Annotated in this window: 8 protein-coding genes; 1 reads left to right on the forward strand and 7 read right to left on the reverse strand. The window is 68.5% G+C overall.

Annotated elements, in window-relative coordinates; translation table 11 throughout:
• Positions 1 to 1910, reverse strand: a 1910-nt coding sequence (locus RMO12_RS11680) for an ATP-binding protein (protein WP_309639418.1), incomplete at its 3' end; no start/stop codon positions are given.
• A gap of 107 nt (positions 1911 to 2017) precedes the next feature.
• Here RMO12_RS11680 and RMO12_RS11685 point away from each other — a divergent pair.
• A complete protein-coding gene (locus RMO12_RS11685) occupies positions 2018 to 2383 on the forward strand; it encodes a hypothetical protein (RefSeq protein ID WP_309639419.1) in 366 nt (121 codons plus the stop codon).
• On the opposite strand, the gene RMO12_RS11690 is transcribed toward RMO12_RS11685, so the two are convergent.
• The 6 genes from RMO12_RS11690 to RMO12_RS11715 all read right to left on the reverse strand — a co-directional run.
• A complete protein-coding gene (locus RMO12_RS11690; RefSeq protein WP_309639420.1) occupies positions 2339 to 3226 on the reverse strand; it encodes a hypothetical protein in 888 nt (295 codons plus the stop codon). The two genes, RMO12_RS11685 and RMO12_RS11690, sit on opposite strands and share 45 nt — an antisense overlap.
• Positions 3227 to 3469: 243 nt before the next feature.
• Positions 3470 to 4159 carry a PEP-CTERM sorting domain-containing protein gene (locus RMO12_RS11695; protein ID WP_309639421.1) on the reverse strand — a complete coding sequence of 230 codons (690 nt, stop codon included), beginning with the start codon at positions 4157 to 4159 and terminating at the stop codon, positions 3470 to 3472.
• A 151-nt stretch (positions 4160 to 4310) separates the two neighbouring features.
• Positions 4311 to 6578, reverse strand: a complete 2268-nt coding sequence (locus RMO12_RS11700) for an EAL domain-containing protein (RefSeq protein WP_309639422.1) — start codon at positions 6576 to 6578, stop codon at positions 4311 to 4313.
• 10 nt (positions 6579 to 6588) lie between these two features.
• Complete coding sequence (locus tag RMO12_RS11705) at positions 6589 to 9600, reverse strand: response regulator (RefSeq protein ID WP_309639423.1); 3012 nt, start codon at positions 9598 to 9600, stop codon at positions 6589 to 6591.
• A 397-nt stretch (positions 9601 to 9997) separates the two neighbouring features.
• Entirely contained in the window at positions 9998 to 11209 is a 1212-nt protein-coding gene (locus RMO12_RS11710) for an HDOD domain-containing protein (RefSeq protein ID WP_309639424.1), read from the reverse strand.
• Positions 11210 to 11387: 178 nt separating this feature from the next.
• Positions 11388 to 11769, reverse strand: a 382-nt coding sequence (locus RMO12_RS11715; protein WP_309639425.1) for a sulfatase-like hydrolase/transferase, incomplete at its 5' end; no start/stop codon positions are given.

An 11769-nucleotide genomic window follows, 5' to 3' on the forward strand; every position in this document is an offset into this window, starting at 1 on the left:
ACGACCGCAATGCCAGCGGTGGCCGCGTCGGCGCGCAGCGCCTGCAGCACCTGATGGCCGTCCATGTCGGGCAGGTTCATGTCGAGCAGCACGAGGTCGGGCGCGAGTTCACGCGCCACGCGAAGGCCTTCGCCACCCGAGGTCGCCACGGTGAGATGCAGCCCGGGGAATGCCGCGCAGAACTGCTGCATGAGAAGGGCATTGATCGGTTCGTCCTCGATGTAGAGCACGGTGCCGGCCAGCCGCGGCCGCGTTGGTGCCGCGTCGAGTTCGTCGAAGGCAGTCTCACCGGTGGGCTGCGCCGCTTCGCTTGATGTGCGCAGTCGCAGCGTGAACACCGAGCCCTCGCCGAGCTGCGAGCCCACGTCGATGCGCCCACCCATGGCGTGCGCCAGACGTTGGCTGATCGCGAGGCCCAGGCCGGTGCCTTCCTTGCGCACGCCCTTGTTGATCAGGCGCGTGAAAGGCTGAAAGAGGCTGGGCAGGCGGTCCGCCGGGATGCCCGGGCCGTGGTCAAGCACCGCCACGATGACCCACTCGGGATCGTCGTCCATGCCCACCTCGATCTCGACCATGGAGCCGGCCGAAGAGAACTTGATCGCGTTGCCGATCAGGTTGAACAGCACCTGCTTGAGCGCTCGCAGATCGGCGCTCACCGCCGGCAGTGACGCGGCCAAGACCGTGGAGAGCGACACCTGCTGCAGTTGGGCATGCGGCGCCATGAGCGCGACGCAGCGCTCCACCAGCGGTGCGATGCGCAGCGGACGCAGGCCTCCGTCGAAGCCCTTGGCCTCGAGGCTGGCCAGGTCGAGCATGTCGTTGATGAGCGACAGCAGGTGCTTGCCGGCACGCTGGATCTGCATGGCCGAGGTGACGGCGCTGGCCGGCGCGTCGTCGCCGCGGTTGCGCTCGATCAGTTGCGCAAACCCCAGGATGGCATTGAGCGGCGTGCGCAGCTCATGGCTCACGCGCGACATGATTTCGCTGCGCAGCGCGGCCGCGCGGTTGGCGGCGTCACGTTCACGCGCCAGCGCCTGGACACGCTGCGCCTCGTGCATCTGTTGCGTGACGTCGGTGATGACGCCGTGCCAGAGCGCGCTGCCGTCGTCGAGCCTCTCGGGCTTCGATCGGCCCGACAGCATGCGCTCGCCGCGCACCGGCAGCACCACGCGAAACGTCTGCTGCCACACCGTCATGTCCGATGCAGATTGGGCGATCGCCGCCAGCACGCGGGGCGTGTCCTCGGGGTGAACGCGATCGATGACGCCCGAGGCGTCGCGCACCACGTCCTCGGGATCGAACTCGAAGATTTCGCGGATGCGCTCGCTGGCATAGGGCAGCTCGATGCGGCCGTCGGCATGCATCCGAAACTGAAACAACAGGTCCGGGATCTGCCCCGCCAGCTTGTGCAGCACGCTGGCCGCCGCCTGGCGCTCGCGCTGGCCGAGCACCGCGCTGGAGACATTGCGCGCGGTACCGCGATAGCCGCACCAGCGGTCGGATTCATAGCGACACACCGCCGAATGCGACACGTAGAGGCGCCCGCGCGGCGTGTCGCACAGCGTGATCACGCGTTCGAACGGACCCCGCCGCTGCAGCAGCTGCTGCAAGCTCTGTGGCGGCACCACCGGTTCGCCGGCGGCGTCGAGGATGCGCTCGTCGTCCATGGTCTGCCCGAGCACCCAGGGCGCGGATGCGCCGGCGCGACTCTGATCGGCCGATGACAGCCAGGCGAGCCGGCCGGACTCGTCCGTCTCCCACAGCCAGTCGCCCGAGGCCATCGCGAAGTCGGCCAGGCGCTGTTGCTGCAAGGACAGCGCGGCGCGGTTGCCCACGCGCCGCAAGGCATCGGCCAGCGCCGCGGTCAGGCGGCCCAGCGCATTGACCCAGCCGGTGAGCGCTTCGCTCATGCGCGCCTCGCCGTCGCGACAAGCGCCGTGCCGCTCACGCCGCGCTGCCACCGTAAATGCCGGTATCTCGCATCGACGGCTCCGCGGTGAGTCGCTAGAGTGCGTGCATGCCATTTGCCAGCCGCGACGCCCTCGGACGAATCGAAAGCCTGCACCGCCACCCCGAGCCGGGCGCGACCGAGGAGCTCGACCCGCATCACCCCGAGGCCCTCGAATTCGTCGGAGCGGCGGCCGCGGGCACCGAAGCGTTCCAGCGCCTGGACGCCGGCTTCGTGCGGGTGATCGAAGACCTGCTCGACGTGCTGATCATCAGGAACCTCATCTCCATCACCGACTTGCCGATCGATGCGCAGAACAAGCTGTTCGCGCGCAAGTCGTTTCGCGAATCGGCCGCCCGGCAGCCGTTGCGCCTGTTCGGCGACTCGCAGTCACCCGACGTCCTCGACGCCACCGACTTCAGCGCCTTGCGCTGAATCGCCGTCGCTTCGAGCCGTGCTGCCACGCAGGTTGGCGGCGAACGAGCCCACCGCGGCGGGCTTGTTGGCCAGTTGCATGCCGAGCACGCGCTCCATCAAGGTGGCGGAAATGCGCACGTCGATGCGCGCGCTTGCCTCGTCAACGAAATGACTGCGCAGGCTCCGCATGAGCAAGTCGGCGCTGATCACCAGTGCCACGCCGATGGCCAGCGCCCAGAGCGTCTCCATCGCACGGTTGGGCACCACGCGGTCATAGACGTTCATCGAGAAGAACGGGAAGGCGATGGCAAACAGGTTGATCAGCAGCGCCGCCCAGAGCACGTCGCGGTAGACCTTGCGCTGCGACAGCAGCGCGCTCCAGAACCAGTGGCCGGCGGCGGTGGGCCGCACCTCGGGCGTGCGTTCATCGAAGCGCAATTGCGGGCGCACGAACAAGGTGACGCCACCGTAGCGCGCTGCCAGTTCCGCTTCGCCCAGCACCACCGCACCCGAGCCGCACTCGGGCAGCAACACGTCCCAGGCGCCGTCGGCGCGGCGCCCCATCAGCACGCAGGCGCGCTCACCTTCGAGCAGCGCGATGGCAGGCAGCGCGGCCGCATCGATGCTCGCGAGCGCGATGCGCTGCAAGCGCGTCGCCATGCCGGCGCGTGCCGCGGCGCGCTCGGCCAGCGCCAGGCTCACGCGCCCATCGACCAGCGGCAATCCGGCGGCGAGCGACGCCCGCGACGCGGCAATGCCGTGGACGCGACAGACTTCGAGCAGGCAGTCGAGCAGCGGGTCCGGGTGGATCAGGTCCTCGCGCAGCCGGTTGACTGCGGTCGGCAAAGTCGCCTGGAGCATGGTGCGGGTGGGGTGCAAGTGCAGAGAGGCCGAACCCGCTCGATATCGAGCGAAGCGGTTGCGCACTTTGCACCACGGTGCAGCCGCGGTGAAGAGGCTGGCACGACCGAGCGGCGCCGCGTCCAGCAATAAGCACGCAAATGCCGGCCGGAGTCGATCCGTGTTGCGACGAAAGACGAAAAAAAGGGCCGATGCCGGCCCTTTCTGCATGCCACTGGCGCGGCGAGCGCCGCGCGAAGCTGCTTACTCGTCTCGCGATCGGCCGCGGCGCAGCATGAGGCCGATCAGGCCGAAGCCGAGCAAGGCCCAGGTTCCCGGCTCCGGAATGGCTGCCACCGGCGGCAAGCCGACCGCTTCTGCCACGAAGAAGGTTTCGGGCCCGCCGGTCGCGCCCTCGGCCGCGGCGAACAAGCCGATGCGGTTGTCGCTGAAATCGCCGAAGAAGGCAGCCTGTTGGGCGGCCGCCGCATCGGCCTCGCTCAGGCCGAACAAGAAGCCGGATTTGCCGGTGCCGGTAAGTGTGTCCGCAAAGCTTTGTGATGCGAAGGCGCCGGAGGTGAACAGCGTGTCGCCGTCGGCGCTGAAGATCTTGAGCACCAGCTCGCTCAGCACGAGGCCGTTGGCGCCGTTGCCGGGCTCGACCACGTTGAACACGATGCGCAGGTCGGCGGCCGAATCGATGCCCACCTCGCCCAGCGAGCGCAGCTGGGTTTGCGACGTGCCGATCTTGGCGTCGCCCGTCACCAGTTGTTCGTTGATGATGCTCAAGCCCACGGCGCCGGATTCGAAGCTGCCGTTGACAGGGCTCTGGATCGTGAGCAAGGTGCTCACCGCGCCCAGGCCGGTGCCATTGAGATCAACCGGGCCGAGGTAGACGAGTTGCGCCTGCGCGGCGCCGCCAATGAGGGCCGCAGCGAGGGCAGCGAGATGCACGCGACAACAACGCGGGAATGGAAAAGAGGGACTCATGGGCGACTTCCGGTGTCCAGCGCGCCGTTTTGCCGGCGCATGCCAGTCCACGGGCAAGCCGGGAGCCCAAGCCTCGCCCCGACGCCGATGACCCCCCAGGGCGGGGGGTGCCGATTCAACCGCCCTGCGGCGGCGGCAGCACGGGAAGGATGCGCGGCCGGCGCGCGACCGGCTCCACGTCCTCGGGCTCCTGCGCCTGGCCGAGCCAGGGCGCCTTGCGCGGCAGCACGGTCTTGGCCAGCCAGCGTTCCAGCTCGTCGGGCGGCAGCGCCTTGCTGAACAGGAAACCCTGCATCGTGCTGCAGCCCAGGCGGTGCAGCACTTCCATCTGGCGCAGGTTTTCCACGCCCTCGGCGATGACGCGAATGCCCAGCGAACGCGCCAGCGCAATGATCGCGGTGACCACCGCCGAACTCTGCAAGGTGACGCCGAGATCGCGCACGAAACTGCGGTCGATCTTCAGCTCCGAGATCGGCAGGGTGGTGAGGTAGGCCAGCGAGGAATAGCCGGTGCCGAAGTCGTCGATGGAAATTTCGACGCCGATTTCATTGAGCCGGTGCAGCGTCGGTATGACGTTCTGCAAATCTTTCATCAGGCCGGTTTCGGTGATCTCGAGCTCGATGCAGCGGTGCGAGATGCCGTGCTGCGCCGCCGCCTGCTGGATGTGCGCCACCAGGTCGGTGCGCTCGAACAGCCGATTGGGCAGGTTCACCGCGACCTTGGTTTCCAGGCCGTGTTGCTCCTTCCACTGGCTGGCCTGGCGCACCGCCTCGCGGATCGCCCATTCGCTGATCGGCACGATCAGGCCGGTCTCCTCGGCCATCGGGATGAAGTCGCCCGGTGGCACCAGCTGGTCGCCGCGCTGCCAGCGCATCAGCGCCTCGCAGCCGATCATGCGGGCGCTGCGCACGTCGATCTTGGGCTGGTAGTGCAGCACCAGCTCCTCGCGCTCGATCGCCTTGTGCAGCGCGCTCTCCAGCTCGATTTTTTCGCGCCCCTTGCCGGCCAGGTGCGGGCGGTAGAGCGACGATGCGTTGCGGCCCGCCGCCTTGGCCGAGTACATCGCCACGTCGGCATTGCGCAGCACATCGGCCACCGAGGCACCGTCGCGCGGGAACAGGGCGATGCCGACGCTGGCAGTGACGAAACACTCCTGGCCGCCCACGAAGATCGGCTCGCGCATCACCTCGAGCACGCGCGTGGCCACGCGCTCGGCGTCCTGGTCGGCCGCCACCTCGGGCAGCAGCGCCACGAATTCGTCGCCACCGAGCCGGCCCACGGCCTCGAGCGCGCGGTGCGCGCGCGTGCCCAGCGCCAGCGGCTCGATGCCGTGCTCGACCACCTGGTCGGAATGGCGCACGCAGGAACGCAGGCGCCGCGCCACCTCGACCAGCAGCTCGTCGCCGGCACCGTGGCCGAGCGTGTCGTTGATGACCTTGAAGCGGTCCAGGTCGATCAGCAGCAGGCCGACCTGGTGGTTCATTCGCTTGGCCTGCTCCATCGCCCGCTCGGCCCGCCAGATCAGCTGGCGACGGTTGGGCAGGCCGGTGAGCGCATCGAAGTTGGCCAGGTGGCGGATCTTGTCTTCGGCGGTGCGGCGATCGGTCACGTCCTGCACGATGCCGGTGTAGCCCGCGAGGCTCCCCTGCTCGGTGAATTCGGGCTCGGCCTCCACATGCATGATGCGCGGGCGGCCGTCGACCAACTGCACCGGAAAGTCCGCCGCCAGCGTGGTGTTGCGCTCGAGCGTGTCGCGCAACAGCGCGATGAAGCCGCGACGGTCTTCGGCGGGCACCATGCGCGCCGCGCCGCGCAGCGTGACGGTGTCGCCGGGGCCCAGGCCGAATACGCGCAGGCCCTCGATCGACAGCACCAGCGTGTTGGGCTCGCGCCACCAGTCGAAGCTGCCCATGCGTGCCAGCGCCTGCGCCCGCGCGAGCTTTTGCTTGCTGCGCTCGAGCTCCTGGCGGGTGCGCGAGGAGCGCAGCAGGTAGCGCAGCCGCCCGGCCAGCAGGCTCCACTGGGTGGACTTGACGAAGAAGTCGGTCGCGCCGGCTTCGTAGGCGCGCGTGATCGAGGCGTCGTCGTCCAGCCCGGTGAGCATGAGCACCGGCATCGACTCGAAGCCGGGCAGCGCACGCAACGCGCGGCAGGTGGCAAAGCCGTCCATGCCCGGCATCAGCGCGTCGAGCACGATCACGTCGGGCGACCACTCGGTGAGCAGGCGCATCGCCCGCTCGCCGCTGGCCGCCTCAGTGATGGCAAAACCTCGATCGCGCAGCGCGATTGAAGTCAGCAGCAGGTTGACCTCGTCATCGTCGACGAGCAGCACGCGCGGGCTCGGCAGCGAGTCTTCGGCGGTGGCGTCGGCGCGAGATGTCATGGCGTGGGCTTCAAGCGACCTGCGGCACGAGCGCGCGCAGCGCCTTGCCCACGCTGTCGATTTCTCGGTGCATCTGCGTGACGCGCTCCTGCAGGCGCTGGACCTCTTTACTGCGGATCATTGCTTCGACCTCGGCGCACAGCGCTGCCAGTTTGAGTGCGCCGATGCTGGCCGAGGAGGACTTCAGCGTGTGCGCCACATGGCGAACACCGTGCAGGTCGCCCGCGGCCATGGCCTCGTCGAGCTGCGGCAGGAGCCGCCCGGTGGAGCTGGCAAAGGCCTGCACCACGCGCTCGAGCAGCCGGTTGGCGCCGCTCGGGTCGAGGTCGCGCAGGCGCTGCAACGCCTGCGCGTCGAGCAGGTCGTCGGTACACGTGGTGCTCGCCGCCTGGCGCGATGCCGGCGATGCGGGCGTGGCGGGCGCCGCAGCGCCGACCTTCTTGGTGGACGCACCGGGGGCGACGCCCGCGGCGCAAGGGACGACCGCCCCGGGGTTCAAGCGTTGTGAAAGCATGGCAAGCAACTGGCTTTGTCGAAAAGGTTTGGAGAGATAGTCATCGAAGCCCAGGCCGAGCAGGCGTTCGCAGTCGCCGCCCAGCGCATTGGCGGTGACCGCGACCACCGGCGTGGTCGGCGGCGTGACGAAGGTAAAGCGCTCGCCGGGGCCGCGGCGAAACCAGCCCAGCGCCTCGATGCCGTCCATGCCGGGCATCTGGATGTCCATCATCACCAGGTCGAAGCGCTTTTCACACAGGGCGCGCAGCCCTTCGAGCGCCGACGCGGCGAGCTGCACGCGGCAGCCGAAGTTGCGCAGCATCTGGGCGATCACTTCCTGGTTTACCGGGTTGTCTTCCACCACGAGGATGTGCGCGTCGACCCGGGGCGCCGGGGCACCCCCCGTCGCACGGCCGCTCGAAACGCCCAGGATCACCTGTCGCAGCTCGGCCTTGCGCACCGGCTTGTTGATGAAACGCAGGAAACCGGCCGCCTGCGCGCGCCGGGCTTCGTCGGGCGAACTCACCGACGACAGCATCACCAGCTTGATGTCGGCCAACGCCGGCTCGGCTTGCAGCGCGTGCGCCAGCTCAAAGCCGTCCAGGCGCGGCATGTGCATGTCGATCAATGCGAGGTCGAAATGACGCTTCGCGTCGCGTTCGCGCCGCAGCAAGTCGAGCGCCTGCTGTCCGTCGCTGGCCAGCGTGACCGACATGCCCCAGGCGCCGAGCAGGTTCTCGAGCACGATGCGGTTGGTGTCGTTGTCGTCGACCACCAGCACGCGCAGCGCCGGCATGCGCTGCGGGTCGGCACCGGCGTCCTCGCCGTCGCCCGCGGCGCGACCGAGCGCGAGCCGCACCCGGAAACGCGAGCCCATGCCGGGGCGACTCTCGGCCTCGATGGTGCCGCCCATCAGTTCGACCAGCTGGCGCGAAATCACCAGGCCCAGGCCGGTGCCGCCGTAGCGTCGCGCCATGCCGCTGGACGCTTGCGTGAAGGCCGAAAACAGCCGTGGCAGGGCTTCTGCCGAGATGCCGATGCCGGTGTCGCGCACCGAAAACTCCACGCTGAACGGGCCCTCGGCCGCAGCGGGCGCGTGCAGCGCCTCGAGTTCGACCACCACTTCCCCGTGCTCGGTGAACTTGATCGCATTGGCCACCAGATTGGTGAGCACCTGGCGCAGCCGCAGCGCGTCGCCGTGCAGCGCCGCGGGCAGGCCCGGATGCTCGCGAAAGCTCAGCTCCAGGCGCTTTTCTTGCGCGCGCGGCGCCAGCAGCTCCAGCACGTCTTCGACCAGCGCGCGTGGCGAAAAGTCGGTCGGCGCCAACTCGAGCTTGCCGGCTTCGATCTTGGAGAAGTCGAGGATGTCGTTGATGATCTCCAGCAGGCCTTCGCCGGAGCGGTAGACCGCCTGCGCGAAGCGGCGCTGGCGCGTGTCGAGCTCGGTGCTCAGCAGCAACTCGGTCATGCCGAGCACGCCGTTCATCGGCGTGCGGATCTCGTGACTCATGGTGGCCATGAACTGGCTCTTGGCCTGGCTCGCCGTCTCGGCCTGCAGCGCCAGCGCCTGCGCCGCGGTGGTGGCGTGCTGCAGTTCGCGCGCGCCCGCCTCGATCTCGCTGCGATGCTGGCGCAGCCGCGCCATCATGTGGTTGAAGGTGCTGGCCAGGCGGCCGAGCTCGTCGCTCGAACGCACCTCGACGGCTTGTTCGAAATCCTCGTCCGCCACGCGCAGCGCGCCGGCGCGCAGCTCGGCGATCTGGCGGTTGATGTGGCGCATGAGGTAGTTCGCCACCACCAGGCCGAACAGCAGGCTCGCGCTGCTTGTCACCAGCATCAGGCCGAACAGCAGCCGGGTGATCCAGCGGCTGGCCTCGCCGAGCGTGTCCGAGAACTGATCATTGAGCGGCAGGATGCGCCGGTGAAGCTGCTCGATGCTGGCCGCGATCGCGGCAATGCGCTGCGCATCGCCAGCGCCCTCGATTTCAATGCGCAGGGCGGTGCCCAGGCCGCGCAGTTCATCGATCATGACGTCGGCCCGTGCCCACAAACCGATCACGCGATCTAGGTAGCTGACGTTGCGGAAGTGGCGAAACAGCCAGATCAGGTTGTCGATGTCGTCCGGGTGGTTCAGCCCGGCCAGAAAGGCTGCGCGAGCGACCGCCAGGTCGGGCTGGGGCTTCTCGAGTTCGAGTCGCGCCCTCAGATCACCCGCAATCACGTTCAGGGTGCGCTCGTAGGCTTCGTAGTCCAGGGCGGAGCGGCTTTCGACGTAGTGCTCCAGGTGATGCACGCCGTCGCGGTGGGCCTTGGACCAATGGCCCTCGCCGGCCACGTAGGCGCGCAAGCCGGAATGGATGTCGGAACTGAGCTTGGTGAGCACCACCAGCGCCGCGACCACGGCCACGAACAGCAGCACGATGAGCACCATCTTGCGCGCCACCGGCAGGTCGCGCAGCAGGTGCCGCGCAGCGCCGGGCGGGGCGGCCCGCGGGTGGCGCGCGGCGGAGGGTCGCACTTGGCTCATCAGTGGCCGGCTCGCAATGCGGAAGAAACGAAACAGATCGACATGGTGTGCAAGTGTGGCGCGCCCTCGAACACCCCCTGCGGCGCACGCATTCCCGACAAACCCGCAGTATCGGCGCAGACCGGGGCGCATCGATTGCCGTCGGGGCGAATGAAAGGCTGAGCGATGCACTTTGCACGCTAGCCGTTCACGGCAGGAAGTGCTGCGCTGAAATCGGCCCGACGAGCCAAGAAAGTCACGGCCTTGCTCGGCGGTACGCCTGGCGGCCGAGCCGGGCCGACCGTCCGCGGAGATGCCCGGCTGTTTGCGGCTCGCCGGTCTTGCGGCTGGCTCGCTCGGCCGCAGGCGTCGTGGCCGAGCCGAACAAGGCCCGTTCCAGCAGGCTTTGCCTTGCGGCTCAGCCCATCCGCGAGGCGTGGGCGAGCGCTCGGAGCACGGCCTTGTTGATCTCCTGCGCGCCGATGATGAGACGCTCGCAGGCCTCGCGGATCGCGTCGAGCGCGTTGCCTTCGACCGCGCGCGCCAGCGAGCAATAGGGCTCATAGGGTCCGCTGGCCTCGGCCAGTGCCAGATAGACACGCTCGGAGACCGGAATGTCTTGCAGCAGATCGGCGAACGAGTGGTTGAACGTGCGGTCGAGCAGCGAAAACATGCCGCAGATGAACAGCTCGTTGCTCATCTGGTCGTCGGCCAGGTGCCGCACCAGTTCTTCCATCAGCATGCCGCGGCGCACCGCCGCGAACATCACCGGCCTGAGGTTCGCATCCTTGCTGCCGCTCGGCTGCAGCAGCGCCAGCCAGCGCTTGAGCCGGCTGTAGCCGATCATCATGATGGCGTGGCGAAACGAGCTGATTTCCACCGACAGGCCGAACGCCGGCGAGTTGATGTAGCGCATCAGCAGGAAGGCGAGCGTCGGGTCGCGGCGCAAAGTGGCTTCGAGCCTCTCGATCGGCTCGGCCTTGTCGGCACGGTGCAAAAGTTCGATGAGCACGTGCATGTCGGGCGACGGGCCGCTGCGGCCGCCGTCGAGCGTGCCCATCTCCGAGAGCGCGATCGCGTCATCCATCGGCCAGCCCAGCACCGCCACCGCGCCACGGCTGAATGCGCCTTCCATCTCGGAAATGCTGTGCACGCCCGACTGCACATAGCCGATAGCACGCACCACGCCGGGCGCCGGCCCGCGCTCGTTGACGCGACGGTCGTCCGCCAGCTCGATGATGGAGTGCCGAAAACACGGCAGCACCTCGCGCGGCAACTCGCGCAGTGGCCGGCCCTTGAGAAGCAGCGTGCTGCCGCGCGCATGCAGTGCCCGGATCGCCGCGCTGTGCGCCGCATCGGCGGCCATGAAGGCCGGGATTTCGATCATTACGTTGGCGCTCGGCCCGGCCCGCAGCAGGTCGCTCAGCAGGCTTTCGCTCAGCACGTTGAGCGAGACGCTGCCGCCGTCGGCTGGCCACACCGCCGCCACTTCGGCCAACAGCGCCGCCGCATCGAGCGACGCGCCCGGCGCGAGCGGGAACACGGTGAGGCGCGTGGCGCTGACCGCCCGGTTGCGGTCGATCATCGGCGAATAGCTCAGCGCCACCTGACCGAGGATGCTGTCACTCAATAGAAATTCTCCGCAAAAAGCATCGGGAAACGCGCGTGTCCGAGGATTGGCGCGCTATTGGAACAGAGACGGGCGCGGCCCTCCTACCGATCCGGTTCGCTGTCTGAGCCTGTGAAACCGGGACAAGGATCTCGACCCCTTCGGGGGTGTACACGGGCTTGGGCGCGACGCCGCAAGCTCAGCCTTTCAGGCAGCGCGCGTAGACATCGAGCCCTGGCCGATAGACGCGTGTGTCCACGTCGAGCAGCCCGAGCACCGAGTGGAAGTAGTTGTCGTGCGAGAGCGGCGCGTCTCGCAGGCCCTGCAGGCACGCGCCGGTGACGCCGCGGCGGGCGCTGTACCGGGGCGAGAGCCGGGTGATCCAGGGCACGCGCTTTTGCACGTCGGGCGCCATCGCGTAGGGCAGGCCGTGCAGGTAGAGGTTGTTCTCGCCCAGTGATTCACCGTGGTCGGACACGTAGACCAGGGCGGTGTCGGCGCGGTCCTGGCGCGCCTTCAGCCAGCGGATCGTCGACGGCCTGGCGCACCTTCTCGCGCTGGGATGCGCCCGGGCATGATGG

It is taken from the genome of Methylibium sp. (assembly GCF_031393925.1).
Taxonomy (GTDB): domain Bacteria; phylum Pseudomonadota; class Gammaproteobacteria; order Burkholderiales; family Burkholderiaceae_C; genus Methylibium.